Annotated in this window: 17 protein-coding genes and 1 riboswitch; of the genes, 5 read left to right on the top strand and 12 right to left on the bottom strand. The window is 45.1% G+C overall.

Annotated features, from left to right (window positions below):
• The first annotated feature begins 190 nt into the window (after positions 1-190).
• The 4 genes from DWX33_RS08300 to fldA all read left to right on the top strand — a co-directional run bounded on the left by DWX33_RS08300 (position 191) and on the right by fldA (position 5,263).
• Positions 191-2,398 carry an anaerobic ribonucleoside triphosphate reductase gene (locus DWX33_RS08300; RefSeq protein WP_011967305.1) on the top strand — a complete coding sequence of 736 codons (2,208 nt, stop codon included), beginning with the start codon at positions 191-193 and terminating at the stop codon, positions 2,396-2,398.
• A 33-nt stretch (positions 2,399-2,431) separates the two neighbouring features.
• The gene (gene nrdG / locus DWX33_RS08305) at positions 2,432-2,932 is read left to right on the top strand and encodes an anaerobic ribonucleoside-triphosphate reductase activating protein (protein WP_008772872.1); all 501 of its coding nucleotides are present in this window, start codon (positions 2,432-2,434) and stop codon (positions 2,930-2,932) included.
• 266 nt (positions 2,933-3,198) lie between these two features.
• Positions 3,199-3,444, top strand: a riboswitch (cobalamin riboswitch).
• The gene (locus tag DWX33_RS23065) at positions 3,409-4,635 is read left to right on the top strand and encodes a threonine/serine exporter ThrE family protein (protein WP_158595290.1); all 1,227 of its coding nucleotides are present in this window, start codon (positions 3,409-3,411) and stop codon (positions 4,633-4,635) included. Its footprint overlaps the riboswitch before it by 36 nt.
• A 118-nt stretch (positions 4,636-4,753) precedes the next feature.
• Positions 4,754-5,263 carry a flavodoxin FldA gene (gene fldA, locus DWX33_RS08315; protein WP_008772874.1) on the top strand — a complete coding sequence of 170 codons (510 nt, stop codon included), beginning with the start codon at positions 4,754-4,756 and terminating at the stop codon, positions 5,261-5,263.
• A 114-nt stretch (positions 5,264-5,377) separates the two neighbouring features.
• Here fldA and DWX33_RS08320 read toward each other — a convergent pair whose 3' ends face one another.
• The 4 genes from DWX33_RS08320 to DWX33_RS08335 all read right to left on the bottom strand — a co-directional run bounded on the left by DWX33_RS08320 (position 5,378) and on the right by DWX33_RS08335 (position 11,178).
• Positions 5,378-6,481 (bottom strand): PepSY domain-containing protein, encoded by a 1,104-nt coding sequence (locus DWX33_RS08320; protein ID WP_122380189.1) that lies wholly within the window; start codon positions 6,479-6,481, stop codon positions 5,378-5,380.
• A complete protein-coding gene (locus tag DWX33_RS08325) occupies positions 6,478-7,308 on the bottom strand; it encodes an alpha/beta hydrolase (RefSeq protein ID WP_122378374.1) in 831 nt (276 codons plus the stop codon). The genes DWX33_RS08320 and DWX33_RS08325 overlap by 4 nt, the downstream gene beginning before the upstream one ends.
• Positions 7,309-7,317: 9 nt before the next feature.
• Entirely contained in the window at positions 7,318-8,733 is a 1,416-nt protein-coding gene (locus tag DWX33_RS08330) for a DUF4374 domain-containing protein (RefSeq protein WP_005859694.1), read from the bottom strand.
• Positions 8,734-8,796: 63 nt separating this feature from the next.
• Positions 8,797-11,178 carry a TonB-dependent receptor gene (locus DWX33_RS08335; protein WP_083434092.1) on the bottom strand — a complete coding sequence of 794 codons (2,382 nt, stop codon included), beginning with the start codon at positions 11,176-11,178 and terminating at the stop codon, positions 8,797-8,799.
• A 287-nt stretch (positions 11,179-11,465) separates the two neighbouring features.
• Between DWX33_RS08335 and DWX33_RS08340 the strand changes: the two genes are divergently transcribed.
• A complete protein-coding gene (locus tag DWX33_RS08340) occupies positions 11,466-12,458 on the top strand; it encodes a sugar phosphate isomerase/epimerase (RefSeq protein WP_122380190.1) in 993 nt (330 codons plus the stop codon).
• 173 nt (positions 12,459-12,631) lie between these two features.
• Here DWX33_RS08340 and DWX33_RS08345 read toward each other — a convergent pair whose 3' ends face one another.
• The 8 genes from DWX33_RS08345 to pflB all read right to left on the bottom strand — a co-directional run bounded on the left by DWX33_RS08345 (position 12,632) and on the right by pflB (position 22,923).
• Positions 12,632-14,941, bottom strand: coding sequence for a TonB-dependent receptor (locus tag DWX33_RS08345; RefSeq protein WP_122380191.1), 2,310 nt, complete (start codon positions 14,939-14,941; stop codon positions 12,632-12,634).
• A gap of 46 nt (positions 14,942-14,987) precedes the next feature.
• Positions 14,988-15,338, bottom strand: a complete 351-nt coding sequence (locus DWX33_RS08350; RefSeq protein ID WP_005867403.1) for a hypothetical protein — start codon at positions 15,336-15,338, stop codon at positions 14,988-14,990.
• Between the two features lie 84 nt (positions 15,339-15,422).
• Positions 15,423-16,976 (bottom strand): alkyl hydroperoxide reductase subunit F, encoded by a 1,554-nt coding sequence (gene ahpF / locus DWX33_RS08355; RefSeq protein WP_122380192.1) that lies wholly within the window; start codon positions 16,974-16,976, stop codon positions 15,423-15,425.
• Positions 16,977-16,995: 19 nt separating this feature from the next.
• Positions 16,996-17,562 carry an alkyl hydroperoxide reductase subunit C gene (gene ahpC, locus DWX33_RS08360; protein WP_122380193.1) on the bottom strand — a complete coding sequence of 189 codons (567 nt, stop codon included), beginning with the start codon at positions 17,560-17,562 and terminating at the stop codon, positions 16,996-16,998.
• Between the two features lie 220 nt (positions 17,563-17,782).
• Positions 17,783-19,063 (bottom strand): phosphopyruvate hydratase, encoded by a 1,281-nt coding sequence (gene eno, locus DWX33_RS08365; RefSeq protein WP_005867398.1) that lies wholly within the window; start codon positions 19,061-19,063, stop codon positions 17,783-17,785.
• Positions 19,064-19,170: 107 nt separating this feature from the next.
• A complete protein-coding gene (locus tag DWX33_RS08370) occupies positions 19,171-19,761 on the bottom strand; it encodes a Crp/Fnr family transcriptional regulator (protein WP_122143878.1) in 591 nt (196 codons plus the stop codon).
• 186 nt (positions 19,762-19,947) lie between these two features.
• On the bottom strand, positions 19,948-20,682 hold the full coding sequence (pflA, locus tag DWX33_RS08375) for a pyruvate formate-lyase-activating protein (RefSeq protein ID WP_005867396.1): 735 nt from the start codon (positions 20,680-20,682) through the stop codon (positions 19,948-19,950).
• Entirely contained in the window at positions 20,683-22,923 is a 2,241-nt protein-coding gene (gene pflB / locus DWX33_RS08380) for a formate C-acetyltransferase (protein WP_008772883.1), read from the bottom strand.
• Between the last annotated feature and the right edge of the window lie 132 nt (positions 22,924-23,055).

Below are 23,055 nucleotides of genomic sequence, written 5' to 3' on the forward strand. Positions count from 1 at the left end.
ACACACCACATCGCCAAAAAGGAAAACAAAAGCAATCATACAAGACGCAAAGTTTTCCAAAACTTTTTACAACGCACTACAAATTAACACCTTAACATAATTTAATCAGCAAAAAGTTTTCCAAAAAGAAAATCATATGGAGTAATAAGATACCTTTGCACGCATAATCAATCACAAATTAATCGACATCATGATACAGACAGTTGTTAAACGGGACGGGCGTATCGTTGGCTTCAACGAGGAGAAGATAGTAACCGCTATCCGTAAAGCCATGTTGCATACAGACAAGGGAGAAGATATGCAACTGATTCGCCAGATCACAGATCATATCTCATTCAAGGGAGAACCTCAAATGACCGTAGAGGCGATTCAAGATGCCGTGGAACTGGAATTGATGGCCAGTAGCCGGAAGGACGTAGCGCAGAAATATATCGCTTACCGAAATCAGCGAAGCGTAGCCCGCAAGGCGAAAACACGGGATATGTTCTTGGAGATTATCAATATCAAATCCAACGACATCACCCGTGAGAACGCGAATATGAACGCCGATACACCCGCCGGCATGATGATGAAATTCTCCAGCGAGACCACCAAGCCGTTTGTCGATGACTATTTATTGAGCGAAGAGGTCAAGGAAGCCGTATCAAACAACTATCTCCATATTCATGATAAAGATTATTATCCGACTAAAAGCTTGACCTGCGTACAACACCCGTTGGATCGCATCTTGAAATACGGGTTCTCCGCCGGTCATGGCGAATCACGTCCGGCTAAACGAATCGAAACCGCTAGTATCCTTGGCTGTATCTCTCTAGAGACCGCCCAAAACGAGATGCATGGCGGACAGGCGATACCGGCGTTCGACTTCTACCTAGCTCCTTACGTACGTAATAGCTTTATCGAGGAAGTAAAGACCTTAGAGGATTTATACGGACAGGATTTCTCCCACTTATATAATAAGCCTATCGACGATTACCAGACACAGACCTTGGATGGATTAAGCGGTGATAGACGCGTCATACAACATGCCATCAACCGCACGGTAAGCCGTGTACACCAATCGATGGAGGCTTTTATCCATAATATGAACACGATCCATTCCCGTGGAGGCAACCAAGTGGTATTCAGCTCCATCAATTATGGAACCGACACCTCGGCGGAAGGTCGTTGCATCATCCGGGAGTTATTAAAAAGTACTTACAGAGGCGTAGGTAACGGCGAGACCGCTATCTTCCCGATCCAGATATGGAAAAAGAAACGAGGCGTAAGCTATCTGCCGGAAGACCGCAACTACGATCTTTACCAATTGGCCTGCAAGGTCACCGCCCGTCGTTTCTTCCCGAACTTCTTGAATCTCGACGCGACCTTCAACCAAAGCGAGGATTGGAAAGCGGACGATCCTCAGCGCTATATCCACGAGGTAGCGACCATGGGATGCCGTACTCGTGTATTCGAGAATCGTTTCGGACCGAAGACTTCTATCGGACGAGGTAATCTCTCTTTCTCGACGATCAATATCGTGCGATTGGCTATCGAGTGCATGCAGGTGGAGAACAAGGAAGAGCGTATCGCCCTATTTTTCGCTAAACTGGATCATATGCTGGAACTTACGGCTCGTCAGTTGCATGAGCGTATGGAGTTCCAGAAAACCGCTTACGCGAAGCAATTCCCGTTGTTGATGTCTTCCTTGTGGTTAGGCTCGGAAAAATTGAAGCCTAACGATTCGATTGCCTCCGTTATCAACCAAGGCACCTTGGGTATCGGCTTTATCGGACTGGCCGAATGTCTGGTGGCCCTTACCGGTAAGCATCATGGCGAAGATGAGGATTCGCAAGCCTTAGGCATAAGGATCGTTACGTATATCCGGGATCGTGCCAACCAATTCTCTGAGCAATACCAACACAATTATAGCGTACTGGCAACTCCGGCAGAAGGCTTGTCCGGCAAGTTCACGGGAAAAGATCGTAAGAAGTTCGGATCGCTTCCGGGTATCACGGATCGGGATTATTATACGAACTCTAATCACGTCCCGGTATATTATAAGTGCAGTGCCCGTCATAAAGCCGAAGTGGAAGCTCCTTATCATGATTTGACTCGTGGCGGCCATATCTTTTACGTAGAGATGGATGGCGACGCTACCCATAACCCCGAAGCGATCATGCGTGTCGTGGATATGATGGATAAATACAATATCGGATACGGTTCCGTAAACCATAATCGTAACCGTTGTCTGGATTGTGGCTACGAGAACTCCACCCCGAATCTGGAAGCCTGCCCGAAATGCGGCAGCAAACACTTGGACAAACTTCAACGCATCACCGGTTACTTGGTAGGAACCACCGACCGTTGGAACAACGCCAAGCTATCCGAGCTGAACGACCGCATCACCCACAACTAATTTTCAATTGTCAATTGTCAATTTTCAATTACCATGTTGTCTATCATAGATATCATCGAAGATACCACCGTAGACGGTCCGGGATTCCGGACCGCCATCTATGCGGCGGGTTGCCCGAACAAATGCCCGGGTTGCCACAACCCCGAATCATGGGATATCCATAAAGGGAAGAAAGTAAGAACGGAAGAGATCGTGGAGAAAGTGCTGGCTGACGAGTTCGCCAACGTCACCTTCAGTGGTGGAGATCCCATGTTCCAGCCGGAAGGTTTCACCGAGGTAGCCAAGGCGATCAAGGAAAAAAGCCAAAAGACGATCTGGTGCTACACGGGATATAAATTCGAGGACCTGATAAAGAACCCGGCACAAGCCGCCTTATTATCCTATATCGACGTATTGGTAGATGGCCGCTACAAACAAACCCTTCGGGATGAGAGCCTTTTATTCCGGGGAAGCAGCAACCAACGGTTAATTGACGTGCAAGCTTCTTTAAATAAAAAGGAAATCGTAAAATACAAGTACGATCCTTTTATTTAAGGCTTTTAAGGCACACACATGCATAAAATCTTGTACGGAACAAGAAATAAACATCCGTTCTCTTATATATAAAGAGAATTACATCAGCATCTATTCCTCAATTTTCAACGTGGTCTGTACAAACCACGGCGTGGTTTATAAAATCCACGGCGTGATTTGTACAGACCACGTCGTGATTTATAGAATAGAAGCGCATTCAACAAAGAATATATAAGTATCCGGATAATTATTCTTACTGAAGCGAGACGGATATTAGCATGATTTCATACCTTTGCATACGAATTGGTTCCGTACGCTCGTTCGGGCATACGGATTAAAAGGGAATCCGGTGAGAATCCGGTACAGTCCCGCTGCTGAGAAAGAAGATGATGACAGACAAGGAAGTATTGTTATTACGGCGCAAATTGGATCTTTTGCTCCGTACGGGAAAATTGTTGATGGAAAGTGCCGCCGATACGAACCGTATCGAGCGCAACATGAAGCGGGTGGCCGCCTTTATGGGGATTCCCGAGGAGAAATTGCATATCGATATCCGATGGACCATGATTATGGTGAACGTAAGCGATGAGCGAAACTCATTCTCCAAATTCCAGAAATGCGAGAAACATGGTATTAACATGACAACGATATCACAGGTCAGTAAGCTCTCATGGCGGGCGATCGAACAAGATTATTCCTTGGATAAATATGAGGAAGAATTGGAAAAGATAGTTCGCCAACCTCGGAATTATACCCCTTATATCGTAGCGATCGGAGCAGGATTCGCTTGTGGAGGTTTCTGTAAGTTATTTGGAGGAGACTGGATCGCGTTCTTGTTAACCTCGATCTGTACTTTTATCGGTTTCAGGGTGCGTACCCGTTGTGTAGAGGCTGGCCTTAACGCCTACATGGGGATCGCTCTTGCCGCCTTTATTTGTACTTGTCTAGCATATGCCTCATCTTTTCTGGGAATATCCGGTACTCCGTATCTCCCGTTACTGGCTTGTGCCCTATTCATCGTACCGGGCGTACCTTTGATTAATTTTGTAGACGATATGATCGATAATCACTTGCTGGTCGGTATTACCCGTGCCGCAAACACGGTGATGATGGTAGCGGCAATGACTTTCGGTATCGCTTTCGCCTTGCGCCTGCTCGTGATGAACGACGTATCGATCGACCATAAATTCAGCGAACTAAGCATGGTCCCGCATGATCCGTATTACGTATATGCGATAGCAGCTGCCATATCCGCCGTTGGTTTCTCCATGATATTCAATATCCAACGCCGTTTATTATGGGTGGTTGCTTTAGGTGGTATTATCGCCGTATGCATCCGGAACTTCGTGAACTTCGAGCTGGGCTATGGTCCCGTGATCGGCTCGTTTATGGGAAGTTTCGTTGTCAGCCTGATCGCAGTGAAAGCGGTTCATTGGTTCCATGTACCGAACCATGTATTGACGATCCCTTCTGTTATCCCAATGATCCCGGGAGTATTGATGTATCGCTCGTTATTAGGTTTTATCAACCTTCACGGGGTGATCGGCGAGGTTACGAACGCCTTCTCCAATGGTATTAACTCCGCCCTCATCATCCTTTGTATCTCTTTAGGCGTAGCCGTCCCCAATATCTTCGCCCGTCGTTACATCGCCAAAGACCGCCAACGTTATCTGCAAGAGGAGTTGGAGAAACGCAGGCAAAGAGGTAAGTTTATTGAGTGGTGACTTTAGCTGATCATTCGTGGGTATTCGCGACCCTCAAAATACATATTTGTAGGTATTGCCGAGACTAATAAGATATCGGATATTTGTCTTCGTTATTAAACTATAAAAACAAATAGGAATGAAGACTATAGGAATATTCTACGGCTCGTCTACAGGAACGACGGAAGGGATCGCGAAACGTATCGCAGAGAAGCTGGGTGTGGAAGACAAAGATATTCATGACGTATCTAACGCTTCTCCCGCTGATGTAGCGCCTTATGAAATCTTGTTATTGGGCTGTTCCACTTGGGGCGCCGGAGATTTGCAAGATGATTGGGATAGTTATCTAGGGAAACTGAAAAAGCTGGACTTAAGTGAGAAAACCGTCGCATTATTCGGTTGCGGAGACTCAGCCTCTTTTAGCGACACTTTCTGTGACGCCATCGGTACGATCTATTCCGACCTGCGAAATACAGGTTGCAAATTCATTGGCGCTGTAGATGCTTCGGGATATTCATTTGACAGTTCCACCGCCTGCATAAACGGTATGTTCGTCGGACTTCCTTTGGATGAAATGAATGAAGACGATCAAACAGAAGGGCGGATCGACCAGTGGTTGGAATCTATAAGGAAAGAAGGAATTGAATAGACGCACACTTTTACATACATAACTGTTTAACCTTAATATTACAACGTTTGCGTATTCAACTTGATTGGTTTAGATTTATGAAGAGGTATGTGGGTCAAACATACCTCTTTCTTTTCATCTCAGTTTCCTGAATTGTTTCTTTATCCAAAAATAATAGCCGGTTATCGCGAAGATCGTCCCCAACAAGGAAACTAAGCAAGTCAATATACGGGTAGTCATTCCCCCCCACGAGCCGACGTGTACGGAATAAATCCATCCTCTTATCTTCCCCGATTTTGGGAGATCTTTATATAATTGGACTTCCGTAATCTCACCCGTAGCAGGATCAAAGGAGTAACGGTCGCTTCCTCTTGTATTCCCATAACGGGCCGTAGAAACCGTAGCGGAGCCATCTTGGATCGTGATTGAGTTAAAGTCCGGATAATGGCTTTTCAATGCCGATAACACCTCAGCCCATTGTGTGTAATCCGTCTTTTTCTTCGCGGGTTTCTTCGCGCCGGAAGAAGCTGGAGCATGATGCGCTTGAGGCGGGTTTGCACTAATACCGAAGACACTATAAAAGGCATTTCGGTACCAACCAAACGACCATGTTAATCCGGTTAACGCTAAGATAAGCAGGAGCAATGCCGCATAGAATCCCCCGGAGACATGTAAATCATAGAAGAAACGGAACCAACCAGCCTTGGTCTTTACTTTCAACCGGTTTCTCAATACTTTTTTATTACGAGGATACCAAATTACGATTCCACTTATAATAATAATCGCCAAGACCAAAGTCGCATAGCCAACTATTGATTTTCCCCAAGAAAAACTTCCATCCCGTTTATACTCATCAAGTAACCAACGATGAAGACGCATCATTTTCAGGAAAAAACCTTGTCCGTCATCCATCCCGGTCACCTCCCCGGTGTAGGGATCAATAAAACCCGCGGCCTTTTTCCCCGGTAATACCAGTTGATAAGTTCGTCTCGGGTCAGACGATACCCGAATACCGTTTATTCGAACCGAATCGGGTAATTGTTGGCGCGCCGATTCTATCAAGGCGGCAGGCGAGAGAGGGTCCCCTTTTACTTCCTTTACAAAATAACGGGAAGGGTAGCCTAATTCTAATATCTCTGTCTCAAAGACGAGAATCGCCCCGGTCAGGCAGACAATCGCAATAATAATGCCAAAAGGTATCGATAGCCATAAATGTACTTTCGCAAAGAATTTTCTCATTTTCCGAATAATTGTTTAATCCCGTCATATATACCCGGAACCGCTACCGTTCCATGGTTCTCGTCGGGAAATGATTTACTAAAGAAACGCAGGTTCTCCGCTTGTGGCAAAACCTCCGAAAGAAGATAACTCACTTTGTCAAGATGAATGTCCACCCGGTCCGTCCTTTTTTTAGACGCGACACCGATATACAGGCTTTTCCCTTTAAAATTCCGGCCTGCAACCAAAGCCTCCGCCTCCCGGACCAACCGCCCCTGATCCCACCACAAACTAGGGTCGACCGCTAGATAGGTATCAAATAATTCCGTATGACGAAGAAACGTATTCAAGGTGAAAAGCCCCGCATACGAATGACCGATAAGCATATTCCAGCCGTTCGTGCGATAGGCACTATCGATAGCTGGGCGAAGTTCTTCCGTAAGAAACTTACTGAAAGCCTCACTTCCCCCTCCTTGCGGAATCGCATCTATGGAGATTTTACCATCCCGTCCGGCGGCTGAAGCGGTAGGCGTAAAATCACGTGTCCGATCCGTATTTAATACCCCGACAATAATACAGGGAGGTAGATATTTACCTCTACCGGATGCCAACGTTTTCCTTATGCCTACCAGCGAATGAAAGAAAGAATCTCCATCTAGCAGGTAAACAACCGGATAGCGTTGTTTCGTATCCATATTATAATGCTCCGGCAGGTGTATCCAATAACTCCGGTATTCTTGCAATACGGTAGAGTACAAAACCAGTTCCTTTCCTATACAAATATCCTCCTGGCTCCGCAGGGTTAGCGGGAGCAGGAGGAATATTAAAAGAATGTGAGTCCGACTCATACTTACTTATTACTCTTGAGCGGCAGTCAATTTACCTACACCACTGATTTGCTCTGCCTCAACGGTAAGACCTTTTGTTGCGGTAGCTGTCTTCGGATCGATACGATACACGGCAGGTTGACTTCCATCGGTAGTCGTAACCGCCATATAAGCGATACCATCCTCCGAGAACGGAGTATTGCCAAATCCAGAAATAACATCCGTGGAAGGCAGCCCCTTCACGTAAGTAAGACTCTTATCCTCTCCTTTATAAATAGCCAACTCTTTCGCGGCGAATCCGGATTCAGTCAACGGACGATCATACATCAACAACAAGAAATAATCTTCCGTGATATGCCAACAACGCAAGAATGCCTTACCACCCGTCTGTGCCTCCAAATTACAATAATAATCAGGATCAAACTCCTCCGCATTAGCCTTAATACGAACTACACCGGCCGGCAAAGTCGTTTTCTGCACCTCCGCGGTCATCGTCTTGGCATAGCTGGGCGAGAACACATACACATCGCCGTTGTCTGCCGTCCAAATGGTCTGGTAGTATTGAGAACGGTTACGTCCGCAAGCATAACTGATCTTATCCGTCTTTATCAGTTTCGGGTTCTCGAATTTCTCGTTCGCATAAATAGCGACCCAAGCCTCGTTCGGATATTGCGTCCATTGCAATTCCCCTTTTTCGTAAGCGCCACTACCGCTTCCTCCGGATTCTGTCTTTACCAGCTCCGGGTATTTAACATATTTACCTCCCTCCGCTTTCACGCCGTACTTACTCAATCCCATCGGGATAGCCGCAGAATAGATCCGGCCGTTCGCTTGGAGAATACCCGCTAACGTAACGAACTCGCCATTTCCCAAATAATTCTCCGACAAGATCGTATTCGTGTTTGTCGTAAACGTCTCTTTGGCCACATCCAGATAAGAGAGCAAGAAGCCTTTAGGCAGATAACCATTCTCGTCCGCATATTCCTCACCCAGATCACCGGTAGAAGATGTAATGATATAGTCGCCGTAGATACCATAAGAAGTAAATCGCTTGATCTCGTAAGTATTATCACGCTCTTTAATCTTACCTTCCGCATTCAGTACGTATGAAGAAGTAACACCGGCATTTCCTTGATTGTAAACCAAACGATACAAATATTTATCCTTATAGAAGATCCATTGCGTACCGCTTTCCGTAGTGAGTCCGTTGTTTTTAGCGGAGATAGAGCCATCACCCAGCGTATCGGCTGTCAACAAGTAATTTGCGTCACCGACAGAAGCGGCGACTACATAGCTCGAAACCGCCTCCGAGGTCGATCCTCCGCCATTTCCATTCCCGTTGCCTCCGTTATCCGGGTTTACAGGATCGTCGTCACTACAAGAAGTAAATACTCCCCCAACCAATAGCGCGACGGCAAGACCTGTCATTAAATAATTCTTCTTCATGTTGTTTTAATCTATTATGTTTTGAATTAATTATTGATAAATAAAAGATAGTCACACTTTAAATTAATTACCGAAATAAACCCTCACCTTACCATAGAAAGCCCTGCCAGCCTTCTGCAAGCTGAAGTTATCGTATAATTTCTCGTTCGTGAGATTCCTGCACTCGAAAGAGATATTGTAACGCCCGTTCTGTATACCATAAGAGAGTGTCAGGTTATGCGAGAATTGAGTTGGTACCACAAATTCGGATTCACTGCCTACTGCCTCCGAATACAGCGGGAAACTATGCATATATAAATTATCGTAAGTGACACTTAGCGTATTGCCTTTCTTCCACAAATTACGCCAATAGAAAGTCACATCCGAGTTGGCAAACTGATAAGGAAGATTCGGCATACGTGCGCCATATGTCAAGCTCTCTTGGTTCGTCCCGCTGGTAACCGTCTTCACGTTATCCCTCACATTCATCTGCGTAAAGTTTCCTCCTACGCTTACCCAGTTAGCGAAACCGTAGCGAACCGAGATATTGTAACCCTTGGTCTCTACACGACCATGATTCACATAGGTAGCGCCATATTTACCGCCGCTCAAATCCGATATATTCCGTTGGATATAATCTTTCGTATTTCGGTAGATCAATCCGCCTTCCACATATACGGAATGCTTACCGAATGTCTCGTTGTAGCTTAAATTCAGATTCACGTTATCGCTGTTCTCCGGTTTCAAGGAAATATCGCCGGTCTCAAGGTCCTCATCGCCAAACATCTCCTCATTGGTCGGCAGGCGATAGGCTTTCTCATAGGATAATTTCGCTTGCAAGCTTTTCAAGATAAAGTAAGTTCCCGCAGCCCCATATCCCATCGCGCTTACCGAATTGGTCGTACGTATATAGTCATCTTGAGCCGAGGAAGTAGCGACAGGCCCCGCGATAAACTGGTTGTAATATTTACCGAACACAGACAAGTTCCAATGTTCCGTCGGCATCAAGCGATACGAAAGACCGCTGATATTTTTACGGGTTTCCTTCGGGATAGCGTTCGCTTCCGAGTCCTCGTTCAAAAGAGACTGATTCGAACGCCGGAACGCGTTGATCACGTGATTGAACGTGAACGTATGCGCCTTACCGATACGGTAGTTAGCCGTTAAGGTTCCGTTCCAGTTATTATTATCCGACCGGGTGTTCTGATAAGATTGCTCACCGGGCATCCGGAGCGGACGCATCTCGCCACGCCAATTATATTCATAGGAAGAGGTATCTACATTGTTCGTCATGTTCTTATTATAATTCGCCGTCAATACCACATCCAAGCCCCTAACGAAGAAATCACGCTTGCGATAGTCCAACGACGGCATGATCGAGTATCCCTTCCGATATTTGCCGCCAAACACCACTTCTTGGCGTACGCCCGTCTGTATATCTTTATACATATGTGAATAGGTAAACCCAAACATCAAACGATCCGCCCATTTCTTATCCACGAAACCTATTTTCCCGATAACGGCCTCGTTATGATACGTATCATGAAAACGCTTCACATGCTCGATCTTTTTCTTATTGATCGCTCCGGTCGTAAAGTCCTTCACCGGAGTATCCACATAGTAATTATTATCCGAATAATTCTGGAAAACGTTGATCTCATACGTGAGTCCGCTCCGGAAAGTTTGTCCGAAGTTCACATAAGATTTATGCGTATTGAAAGACCCGTATGAATAAGAAGCATCCAAAAACCATTTGTTCCGGTTCTTCTTGGTGATGATATTGATAACACCTCCGATAGCGTCTGTTCCGAAACCCACCGGTACCACACCCTTATAGACCTCTATACGCTCGGCATAATTCACCGGAATGTTATTCAGTCCGAAAGAACTGCCGACACCTTCTTGCGGAACCCCATCGATAAAGATCTTGATATGCTTGCCGGTAAATCCATCCATCATCAGTTGCATATCCGAGCCGACACCGCCGGACTCCCGGATCTTCATTCCGGGCGCTTGAGCCAAGGCTTCACTCAAGTTCTGGGTTGAATTTTGCAAGGCTTTCGTATCGAGGGCCACGGCATTGAACGCAGAACGCTTGAGCCGGGTCACGCCATTAGAAACGACAACCACCTCATCCAACTCCGTAGCTTGAGGGCTGATTACCACATTCATCTTCGTCCGTTCCCCACGCATCAGTTTCACGGGTTTCTCTACCGTCTTATATCCGATAGCCGATACTACTAATGTATATTCTCCCGCGGGAGCTTGAAGATGATAGATACCTTCCTCATTCGTAGTCCCGCCGTAATTCGTACCTTTTAGATAAACGGTAGCGAAATCCACGGTTGTTTTTTCCGTGGACAGGACTTTACCCGATATCATTGTTTTATGTTGAGAAAAAGCCGAGATGGAAATAAGCAACAGTAAAAAGGAGAGGAAAAGCCCTCTGATTTTCTTCATCATCATTTAATCAATTATGTTATTTAAAACGTTGCAAAGTTACGATCAGAGACTACCGCCCCACAATACCTAAGAATGGGTAAAATCACATTAAAAATCCACGGAGGTATACCAAACAATCCCCTTATTCAGGTAATTGGATGTATGGAGTAAGTTCGTAAAATTGAGTTATGTCAAATTTTAAATCTATTTAAACCCAATCGCAAGTTTTTGAGAGACATTTTCTTAATAAACTTCAAAAAGGTTAACTATATTTGCGAGAAACAGATGTTTAATTTTAATTCTTTATCACCATGACAGACAGAAGAACATTTTTGAGAAACATTTCATTACTTACTTTAGGGGGCATAGCCAGCCAAAAAGTAATGGCTTCAAATCCCACCAGATCCATACCCGCCACGGATGCGATATCCTCGGCAACCGCCGGGAAAAAGATGGGGTTGCAAACCTATTCGCTCGGACAGGAGTTACTGCAAGATATGCCTAACGGATTGAACCGATTGGCAAAAGCGGGATATACCGATCTGGAGATTTTCGGATATAGGGAAGACACAGGTAAATTCGGTGATTATAATCCTAAAAATACGACATTCATCGCCTCCAAGGATTATAAGAAAATGGTGGATGATGCCGGTTTGAGAATCAGTAGCTCACATCTTACCCCTTCCGTTCGTGAGTACACGAAAGAGAATATGCCCAAATTCGACGAGTTCTGGAAAAAGGCAACCGATATCCATGCCGAGCTAGGTGTTAGTTGTATGGTACAACCGAGTTTACCCCGTATCGAAAACGAGGATGACGCCAAAGTAGTATCGGAGATCTTCAACCGTGCCGGAGAGATCACGAAGAAAGCCGGAATCCTATGGGGTTACCATAATCATAGCAATGAGTTCAAACGGGTATTGAAAGCCGGCGAGAAACCGGAACAGAACCCGAATCCGTGGGCACCTCCTAAAGGTACTTATATCGAGGAGTTATTCCTAAAAAATACCGATCCGGATAAGGTTATGTTCGAGTTGGATGTATATTGGGCCGTTATGGGGCAGCAAGATCCCGTGGAATGGATGGAGAATTATCCGAATCGTTTTAAGTTATTGCACATCAAGGATCGTTGGATCATCGGTGATTCCGGTATGATGAATTTCCCGAATATATTCAAAAAAGCGTACGAGATCGGTATCCTCGGCTACTACGTGGAACTGGAAGGTGACAAAAAAGGCCGTACCCAGTTCGAGGGCGTAGAGAAGAGCGCCGCCTATTTGCAAGCCGCTCCGTTCGTTAAATAAAACATCCCGATTTATCCCATAAAAAAGACAGTGTTTCCGTAGGGCGATCATACGCTTGGGAACACTGTCTTTTTATTTATTTTGCCTTCAAAAAAACACGTACGTCTTTTTTCGGAAACACGTACGTGTTTTTCACGAAACACGTACATGTTTTTTCAAAGGGCATTACATGATTAAAAGCTCATCTTTACACCGGCAAAATAACTTCTCGGGCTAGCCGGGCCATAGATATAGGAGGAATCCCGGTTCTTACCTTGGTCAAAGTCGGATTGGTAAGCGTTGAACAGATTCTGCACGCCCCCATTTACTTCTAGTTTCAGCTCTTTGTAAAGCGGGAACTCATACGCAAGCTTGATATTCATATCAAAGAAATCCGGAGTCTCCACCGCCTTATCCAAAGGTATATATCCCGCCAAATGCTGCACCAACATACTTCCCGTATAGGTTCCCGACAGGGAAGCCGTGAAACGTTTGAAAGGCGTGAGAGTAGCCGTAAAATAACCATAGATATCCGGCGTACGGAACATCTTTGTCTCGGCTGGCACATTCTCGTCATCGCTCCATTTCTCGGCCTCTTTATAACGGCTTCGCTGGAAAGTAGCGCCCGCTTGCAAAGATAGCCATGAAGTTAACACCGACTTTCCTTCCAAGGTTAATCCCATCACTTTCGCCCCGGAACCGTTACGACGTTCCTTAATCAGATTGCCTTGCTCATCTTTCCCAATATCTTCCAAGACAAACACATCACTTAAGCTGGTGTAAAAACCTTCCACCAAGAAGTTCAACTGGATACCATTCTTAAAACGATGGTAAAAATCGACCGAAGCACTCAAGCTCTGCGATTTCTCCTCGGATAAATCTTTCGCACGCTGGATCATAGCGACCTCTCCGCCGACCGCCGAGATATGCATATCCTCATCGAACGCTTGCGGGGCACGGAAACCACTGGAATAACTAGCCCGGATATTGATATCTTCCGTCGGGTTAAAACGGATATTCGCACGAGGGCTGAATATTACATGATCCATCATATTATGTTTATCCAAACGACCGCCAATCAAGAAGCTCCATCGCTTATTTTTCCACTCATTCTGCAAAAATGCGCTCTCGATATGCACCTTCTGATTCGTAAAGCGATTATACCCGATCATCTCGTCCTTCAAATGATCGAAACTATACTCCAAACCGGCAGTCAAATCCGATGGCATAAACAAAAATTTATCAAAACTATAAGCATATTGCGTACCGGCCATAACCATCAGGTCCGTAGTCTTGCCGTAAGCGTTCGGATCTTGGTTCGTCCCGTAATAACTATCCCGGTCCGTATTTTGGGCAGAAGTGAAAACACTCCATTTATGTTTGTAATCCTTGGAGAAAAGATCGAATTTCAGACCTCCTCCATCAATCGAATGCTCCAACTGTTCGGCGATATCCGCTTCATGAGGCGGACGATCCAACAGATTTCCTCCCCTGCGGTATTCATTCATATGATGATACTCGAATGTCAATTTACTATAAGTACTCGTTTTCAGGTACGAACGGAAACCAACCGTTTGATTCTTCAATTTAGGCAACTCCGTAAAACCATCTCCATCCTGATCAAAACCGGAACGATGACGGTTCTGGCCAAAAAGATATAAGCCCGCTTTCCCATTTTCCGATACCAAAGAGGCATTTAGGGTCGTATTATTATCGAAAGCGGATGTCCCACCGATCGAGGTTAACATATGCGACAATTCCCCGGAATTTCTCAAGGGCTCCTTCGTGATGATATTAATTGTCCCGGCGATAGCGGACGAGCCGAACAGTGCCGATCCCCCTCCTCGCATCACCTCTACCCGCTCGATCATATTCGCCGGTATTTGCTCAAGCCCATATACGCCGGATAAAGCGCTGAATATGGGACGTGAATCAATCAGTATTTGGGTATAAGGTCCGTCTAATCCATTGATCCGGACTTGCTGGAAACCGCAATTCTGGCAATTCGTCTCTACCCGTACACCCGGTTGGAAATTTAGTCCCTGTGCCAAATTCACCGCATTGGTCGTAGTAAAAACCTTCGCATCCAATACATTCACTAATGTGGGAGCCAACCGGCGGGAAGTTTCCGCACGATTCGCAGATACCACCACGCCATCCAAGGCGATCTGGTCTTCTTCCAGTTCTACATTAATCTCTAAGGTTTTTCCTTTCTTTAGGGTCACTTCTTTAGAGATAGTCTTATACCCGAGCGCTTTATATTCTAGCGTAAATTTACCTTCCGGCAGATTCTTCAGGAAATAATGTCCCGAGTTATCGGTGGTCGTACCGATCGTGGTACCTTTTAACAATACGTTGATAAAGGGAAGATGTTCCCCTGTTTTCTTATCCAATACATGTCCGAAAACATTTGCGTCTGAGTCGTTTAGACGGTCCTCTCCCGTGGCCTGAGCTACCGTTAGGGCACAGCACAGGCATAGTATAAAGATGAAAAATTTATTCATTTTAATTTATTCTGATAAGTAATACAATGTTATTAATCTCACAATATCAGAATATGGGAGGAGCCCGAAGCGTACGTCTTCCCCGGAAGGGAACGATATAGTCCGGATAGACCGGAGCGAAAGATAAGTTACGGATAAAGGAATAAAAAGCCGCCAGCAGAATAGCGACGAAAGCCGCACCTGTTATCTGCAAGACAGATAACTGATGAAGCAACTGAAACTCGGCGTAGCCATGTTCATGGTCCGGACGACCATCGTCCGTTTTATGATACGGGTGAGAATGGACGATCGTTACCCCGTTGACAATATGAACGTGGGTAAACGCAATAATACATCCCAAATAGGCTATGAACAGCGCAGGGAGTAATATCCTCAGATATTTTCTTAATCTATCCATCTCTTTTCTCTCGATCGCAAATATAGTAATATAACCGATAAAAGAGATACGCTGTTCAAAAATTACCTATTTGTAGGTATTTCATCAACCGAGTACACCACGTACCCGATCTTCAAAGGCCGAAAGGGCCGCTTTGGCGCCTTCTCCCATAGAAATAATGATTTGCTTAAAGGGTACGGTGGAAACGTCGCCCGCTGCATAAATACCCGGGACATTCGTCCGGCAATGTGCGTCAATCACGATCTCACCGGGACGATTTGTTTCGACAATCTCCTTAAAGACACCACTATTAGCGGCTAAGCCGATTTGAACAAAAATACCGTCTAAATGAATAACACGCTCTTCCCCTGTCTTACGATCCTTTGTACGGATACCGGTTACCTTGTCGCCATTTCCAACCACCTCGGTTGTTTGTGAACTAACAAAGATCTCGACATTCGGCAAACTCTTCGCTTTCTCTTGCAAGACTTGATCCGCTTTTAACTCATCCATAAACTCCAAAACGGTTACTTTCGAACAGATCCCCGCCAAATCAATAGCCGCCTCGATACCGGAATTTCCACCGCCAACCACGGCAACATGTTTTCCCTTATAAAACGGACCGTCGCAATGAGGACAAAAAGCCACTCCACGCCCTATATACTCTGCCTCACCCGGTACATTCAATTTACGCCAGCTAGCGCCCGTAGCGACAATAACCGCCGGAGCCTTGAATATCTCACCTCCAGCCGTAGATAAAACCTTCTCGTTTCCTTCTATCGTTACCTTCTCTATACGACGATGCTCCAGCAGGTCAATCGGATATTGCCGCATATGCAAGCGCAGATTGTCAGCCAACTGGGTACCTGTTGTCTCCGGAACTGAAATCAGATTCTCAATTCCTACCGTCTCCTTCACCTGCCCGCCGATACGCTCCGCCACGACAGCGACACTCAGCCCCTTTCGTGCGGAATAAATAGCGGCAGAAGCACCAGCCGGACCCCCACCGACCACAACCACGTCATATCGTTTTACCGTCTTCTCCGTCAGGCTCTCATTGATTCCATACTGAGCTTCCAGCTTCGATAACAATTCACCGAATTCCCCACGTCCTACATGGATCAGTTTTCCATCCGCAAAGACAGAGGGGACGCCTTGTATCTTCAAGGCATCAACTTCCGCCTGATTGATAGCCCCATCTACCATCTCATGATGGATCTGAGGATTTAAAGTCGTCATAGCGTTTAATGCCTGTACCACATCCGGGCAATTCGTACAAGTCAAAGAGACATAGGTCGTCAGATGTATCGGGCCATTCAAGGCTTTAACACGATTACAAATGCTCTCGTCCGGAAAATTCTTGCCTTTCCCATCTGAATTCAAGATCGCCAACAGCAAGGAAGTAAACTCGTGTCCATTAGGTACTCCACGAAACTTAATCCCCGTTTTCGCTCCATCCTTTAATAAAATGAATTCCAATCCCTCCCCATCAGATACTTGCATAGATATTTTATCCAAACAAGAGGCAACATCACCTAATAAATCCAACAATTCCTGTCTACTTTCATGCGCAGGAGAGATCGATATATCAAAGGTATAATTCGCATTTAACCCTGCGAATATACCTTTTAATTGTTCTTTTAATGTTGATTCTAACACGATCTATACTCTTAATTATTTAGATTTTCCCTACCAAGTCAATGCTAGGTTTCAAGGTAGCCTCCCCTTTCTTCCATTTAGCGGGACAAACCTCACCATCATGTGAAGCGACAAACTGAGCGGCTTCAACTTTACGAAGTAACTCGGAAGCGTCACGACCGATATTGTTATCATGAATCTCGGCCACTTTGATCTTTCCTTCCGGATTTACCAAGAAAGTGCCACGGTATGCCATACCCTCTTCCTCAATCATCACACCAAACGCACGACTCAGTGCTCCAGTGGGATCCGCCAACATCGGATATTGGATCTTACGGATAGTCTCGGAAGCGTCATGCCAAGCTTTATGTACAAAATGAGAGTCTGTACTTACAGAGTAAATTTCTACTTCCATTGATTTAAACTGCTCATACTTCTCAGCCATATCGACCAACTCTGTTGGACAAACAAATGTAAAATCGGCCGGGTAGAAGAAAAAGATAGCCCACTTACCCAAGACGTCCTCGTTGGTTACGGTCTTGAAATTACCATTTTGAAAAGCTTGTACTTTAAACTCCGGAAGTTGAGAATTAATAATCGGTTCCATACTTGTTTCTATTTTTAAATGAATACTATTTGTTTTTATTTCCGATACAAAAATATAACATATTTCTTCATTAAAACAATTTTTCCAATCGATATATTTTATGAGGTTATAGATAACACTTTATCAATCAATAAAAAGGGCCTCTCCTCACGGAGAAGCCCTTCAATATCTTGGGTTTTGGCTTACTACATAATTAGCGATTATAATTTACTTTATATACTTAATTGATTCTTTTGTATCCGTATACGGCACGGTCTCCCAATTCCTCCTCGATACGAAGCAGCTGGTTATATTTAGCCATACGGTCCGAACGGCTTAATGATCCCGTCTTGATCTGTCCGCTATTGGTAGCGACAGCGATATCGGCGATCGTAGCGTCTTCCGTCTCACCGGAACGGTGTGAAGTAACGGTCGTGTATCCATGACGGTGAGCCATCTCGATAGCGTTCAGTGTCTCCGTCAAGGAACCGATCTGATTTACCTTGATCAAGATTGAGTTACCACAACCTTCTTTAATACCCCTTGAAAGGAACTCTACATTTGTCACGAACAAATCATCTCCGACTAATTGGCAATGGTTACCGATACGATCTGTCAGTTTCTTCCAACCAGCCCAATCATTCTCACTCATACCATCCTCGATGGAATCGATCGGGTATTCGTTGATCAGCTTTTCCAGATAATCCACCTGTTCGTCGGAAGTACGTTTCACGCCTTTTTCTCCTTCAAACTTCGTGTAATCGTAGATTCCATCCTTATAAAACTCAGAAGAAGCGCAATCCATACCGATCATCACATCCTTGCCCGGTTCATAACCAGCCGCCTTGATAGCGGCGATAATTGAGTTCAAGGCATCTTCCGTACCTTCCAAATTCGGGGCGAAACCACCCTCATCACCAACAGCGGTACTTAACCCACGATCGTGCAATACCTTTTTCAACGCATGGAATACCTCAGCGCCCATACGTAAGCCTTCCTTGAAAGAAGCAGCACCTACCGGACGAATCATAAACTCTTGGAAAGCGATCGGAGCGTCGCTATGCGAACCGCCATTGATAATATTCATCATCGGAACAGGCATCACGTAGGTATTCGTTCCACCAATATATCTATATAAAGGAATATCCAAATAATTTGCGGCAGCTTTCGCTACAGCTAAAGAAACGCCAAGGATAGCGTTCGCACCTAGTTTCGATTTAGTTTTCGTACCGTCTAAAGCCAACATCGCATGATCGATACCTATCTGATCCAAGGCAGACATCCCCTTCAATGCCGGAGCGATAATCGTATTGATATTCTCAACCGCTTTCAATACGCCTTTACCACCATAACGCTTCTTGTCGCCATCACGCAACTCCAAAGCCTCGTTCTCGCCGGTGGACGCACCGGAAGGCACAGACGCACGGCCCATAACGCCGGACTCTAGTAAAATATCAACCTCTACTGTCGGGTTACCTCTTGAATCTAGGATCTCACGTCCTGTAATCTTTTCTATTTTCATTGCTTCTACGTTTTTTAAACTGACGCAAATATAGATGGATTACTAGAACCGTGAAATCACCACAAATTGCTATTTTCGCCTCAATAATACCTGAATGTAGGTAGAGGCTACAACACTCCCGCCCGCACCCGGCTCAAAGATTCGGGTGTCATCAATAAATACGAGGCGATATGATTGACAGAAGCACGTTTCGCTGCTTCCGGATATTCCTGTTGAAAACGCAGATAACGTTTTCTTGCCGACTCAAAACGCCAAGAGTCCGCTTTCTCTTGCGAAAGCATCAAAGCCCACTCCAGTATTTTCTGGTACAATCTATTAATAGCTAAAGATGTTTTCAATAAATCGCTAAATTCCGAAAAAGAGATCCGGTGATAAACCGTCGGTTCCAATGCCTCGATTAATAAACGCGTCGGTTCTCTTTGGAATGTGCTGGCTATACAAATAACGATATTTCCCTCACAGGAGAAATGCTCGGTAATATCACGTTTATTCTTATAGTAAAACTGGCGTAATAATCCCGATTCCACATAATATAAATATTTAGATATTTGTCCGTTATCCAACAATAATTTTCCTTTCGCAGCCTTACTTGATTCTATGATCGAGGCCAGAGAATCCAAATCCGCATCGGGTAATGGATAAAAACGTTTGGATATCATTTCGGCTATTTCTTGTGGTGTCTTCATACTATTCATCATTTTCTGATCTATATCATTTTTTATCTCCTTACAAAAATAGATATTTGTTGCATATAACAAAACAAACACATATTAAATAGTCAAGGTTAGTCTAGGCAAAAAATTATTACTATCGTTTAAAAGCTAATCGGATTAGATTGTTTTCCCTGATTAGCTGTTGCATAATCGCAAGGCTTGATCGAGAGATCAGGCCTTGTTATTTTCTGGTTTGTAGCGAGAGAATATCGCTTTCGCATTATCTAAACGTTCTTTTGATAAGGGTTCCACCCCCTTTAACGGATAATCGAGGCCTAATTGCTCATATTTATAGGTTCCCATCGTATGATAAGGCAATAATTCCACTTTGCGAACCACTTTATATGAACTGACATACCGAGCTAACGCCTCCAGCCACTCGTCATTATCCGTATATCCGGGGACAATAACATGGCGAATCCAAGTATCTATGCCACGTCTCTCCAATTCATCCAAGAACAGAAGCGTATTATCCTGCTTGACACCCGCCAGTAACGGATGTAAATCCGGGTTTAAGGTTTTGATGTCCAATAACACTAAGTCCGCATAATCCAAGACTTCCCAAGCTTTTGAGGTACATACGAAACCAGATGTGTCCAAAGCTGTGTGAAGACCTTGCTCTTGGCACAAACGGAAAAACTCTTTCAGAAACTCAGGTTGCAATAAAGGTTCCCCACCGGTAACAGTCACCCCCCCACGGGCGATAAAACTCTTATACCGTAAGACTTCCGTCAATAGCTCGCCGGGAGTCATCTGATATTTCACCTTCCCTTTCGGGTTCCAAGTATCCGGGTTATGGCAATACAGGCAACGCAACGGGCAGCCCTGCATAAAAACGACAAAGCGAATTCCGGGACCATCTACGGTCCCGAAACTCTCTAATGAATGTATCTTACCTTTTATCACTTACAGTGAATGGTTAATGGTTCTTGAAATAACATCCAACTGTTGTTCACGAGTCAGTTTCACGAAGTTTACCGCATATCCGGATACACGGATCGTAAGTTGCGGATATTTCTCAGGATGTTCCATAGCGTCGATCAACAAATCCTTATCAAATACGTTAACATTCAGATGCTGACCTCCATCCGGAGTAAAATAGCCATCCAATAAGCTAACCAGATTATTGATCTGCACTTCACGCTCCTTTCCCAACGTAGCCGGAGAAACAGCGAAAGTATAAGAGATACCGTCGTGCGCATGCTGGAATGGAAGCTTCGCTACCGAAGCTAGCGCAGCGATAGCACCTTTCGTATCACGACCGTTCATAGGGTTCGCACCCGGAGCGAAAGGAGTTCCACCGATACGGCCATCCGGTGTCGTACCAGTCTTCTTACCATATACCACATTAGAGGTGATCGTAAGGATGGACTGCGTAGGTTTCGCATGGCGATAGGTCTCGTGCTGACGCAAATATTCCATGAACTTCTCGGTGATCTCTACAGCGATACTATCCGTACGATCGTCGTTATTACCGAAAGGAACATATTCTCCCTCACGTTCGAAATCAACCGCCAAGCCACGCTCGTCACGGATCACACGTACTTTCGTATCACGGATAGCAGCCAACGAATCGGCAACGATAGAAAGACCGGCGATACCTGTCGCACGGATACGCTCTACATCTCCATCGTGAAGCGACATCTCGAATGCCTCATATGCGTATTTATCATGCATATAATGGATTATCTTCAAGGCGTTCACATACACTTTCGCCAACCAGCGCATCATTTGCTCATACTTAGCCATCACCTCATCGTATTCCAGATACTCGCCGCGAACCGGCTCGAACATCGGGGCTACCTGTACGCCGCTGCGCTCATCCCGTCCTCCGTTGATCGCATATAATAAACATTTCGCCAAATTCGCACGGGCTCCGAAGAACTGCATCTGCTTACCGATCTTCATAGGAGAAACGCAACAAGCGATACCATAATCATCTCCATAATCCGGACGCATCAAATCGTCGTTCTCATATTGGATAGCCGATGTATCGATAGAGACCTTGGCACAGAAGCGTTTCCAGTTCTCGGGAGCGTTCTTAAACCACAGAACTGTCAAATTGGGTTCTGGTGCCGGACCTAGATTATATAATGTATGGAGATAACGATAGGAAGTTCTTGTTACCAAAGAACGGCCATCCACTCCTTGGCCGCCCAAGGACTCTGTTACCCAAACCGGATCACCGGAGAACAAATCATTGTATTCCGGCGTACGTAAGAAACGAACGATACGCAACTTGATGATCAGCTGGTCTACCAATTCTTGCGCCTCCTCTTCGGTCAACTTACCCTCACGGATGTCTTTCTCGATATAAATATCCAAAAACGTAGAAGTACGTCCGATAGACATCGCCGCGCCATCTTGGTCTTTTACCGCCGCCAGATAAGCTAAGTACACAAACTGAACTGCCTCACGAGCGTTTTGTGCCGGACGAGTCACATCAAAGCCATAGCTAGCGCACATTTTCTCGAACGCTTTCAAAGCCTTGATCTGTTCAGAAATCTCCTCACGGCTCTGGATGATCTCTTCCGTGATCTCTTGGATATCCAAACGATTCAAGAAACGCTTTTTCTCCTCGATCAAGATTGCCGTACCATACAGAGCGACACGACGATAGTCACCGATAATACGTCCTCTGCCATACGCATCGGGCAGACCGGTGATAATAGCCGAACGACGTGCGGCAATCATCTCTTCCGTATATGCGGAGAAAACGCCCTCGTTATGAGTTTTACGGTACTTCGTGAAGATCTCTTTCGTCATCGGGTCCAAATGATAACCATAAGCTTCCAAGCTATTCTCGACCATACGGATACCGCCCTTCGGGAAGATACCACGTTTCAGCGGAGCATCGGTTTGTAACCCAACGATAACCTCATTCTCCTTATCAATATAGCCCGGGCCATATACATCGATCCCTTGAGGTAATTTTGTCTCGGCGTCATAAACTCCCTTTTCCCTCTCGACCTTAAACATCTCGGTCAGCTTGTTCCAGACCTTACGGGTCTTCTCGGAAGAAGCGACTAAAAAGGAATCATCCCCTTCATAAGGCGTATAGTTACTCTGGATAAAATCTCTTACATTGATCTCTCTTTTCCAGGTCTCACCCTTAAAGTGATCCCAGCACTCATTCTCAAATTTCATAAACAATCTTATCTAATACCACATTTTTACCGCCGCAAAGGTAAAACTTTTATCCTCATGTTCCTGTAACATTTGCGACACCCCTCTAAAATCCCTATAAATAGGTATTAAAAATATACAAGAAGAAACGGG

The organism is Parabacteroides sp. AF19-14, from assembly GCF_003635485.1.
GTDB classification, from domain to species: domain Bacteria; phylum Bacteroidota; class Bacteroidia; order Bacteroidales; family Tannerellaceae; genus Parabacteroides; species Parabacteroides distasonis.

Coding starts and splice junctions, on each gene's coding strand:
- DWX33_RS08340 (WP_122380190.1), top strand. CDS start 11,466: ATGACAGACAGAAGAACATTTTTGAGAAACATTTCATTACTTACTTTA.
- DWX33_RS08300 (WP_011967305.1), top strand. CDS start 191: ATGATACAGACAGTTGTTAAACGGGACGGGCGTATCGTTGGCTTCAAC.
- eno (WP_005867398.1), bottom strand. CDS start 19,063: ATGAAAATAGAAAAGATTACAGGACGTGAGATCCTAGATTCAAGAGGT.
- DWX33_RS08330 (WP_005859694.1), bottom strand. CDS start 8,733: ATGAAGAAGAATTATTTAATGACAGGTCTTGCCGTCGCGCTATTGGTT.
- DWX33_RS08370 (WP_122143878.1), bottom strand. CDS start 19,761: ATGATGAATAGTATGAAGACACCACAAGAAATAGCCGAAATGATATCC.
- DWX33_RS08320 (WP_122380189.1), bottom strand. CDS start 6,481: ATGAGAAAATTCTTTGCGAAAGTACATTTATGGCTATCGATACCTTTT.
- DWX33_RS08350 (WP_005867403.1), bottom strand. CDS start 15,338: ATGGATAGATTAAGAAAATATCTGAGGATATTACTCCCTGCGCTGTTC.
- DWX33_RS08335 (WP_083434092.1), bottom strand. CDS start 11,178: ATGATGATGAAGAAAATCAGAGGGCTTTTCCTCTCCTTTTTACTGTTG.
- fldA (WP_008772874.1), top strand. CDS start 4,754: ATGAAGACTATAGGAATATTCTACGGCTCGTCTACAGGAACGACGGAA.
- ahpC (WP_122380193.1), bottom strand. CDS start 17,562: ATGGAACCGATTATTAATTCTCAACTTCCGGAGTTTAAAGTACAAGCT.
- DWX33_RS08325 (WP_122378374.1), bottom strand. CDS start 7,308: ATGAGTCGGACTCACATTCTTTTAATATTCCTCCTGCTCCCGCTAACC.
- DWX33_RS23065 (WP_158595290.1), top strand. CDS start 3,409: ATGAAGCGGGTGGCCGCCTTTATGGGGATTCCCGAGGAGAAATTGCAT.
- pflB (WP_008772883.1), bottom strand. CDS start 22,923: ATGAAATTTGAGAATGAGTGCTGGGATCACTTTAAGGGTGAGACCTGG.
- nrdG (WP_008772872.1), top strand. CDS start 2,432: ATGTTGTCTATCATAGATATCATCGAAGATACCACCGTAGACGGTCCG.
- DWX33_RS08345 (WP_122380191.1), bottom strand. CDS start 14,941: ATGAATAAATTTTTCATCTTTATACTATGCCTGTGCTGTGCCCTAACG.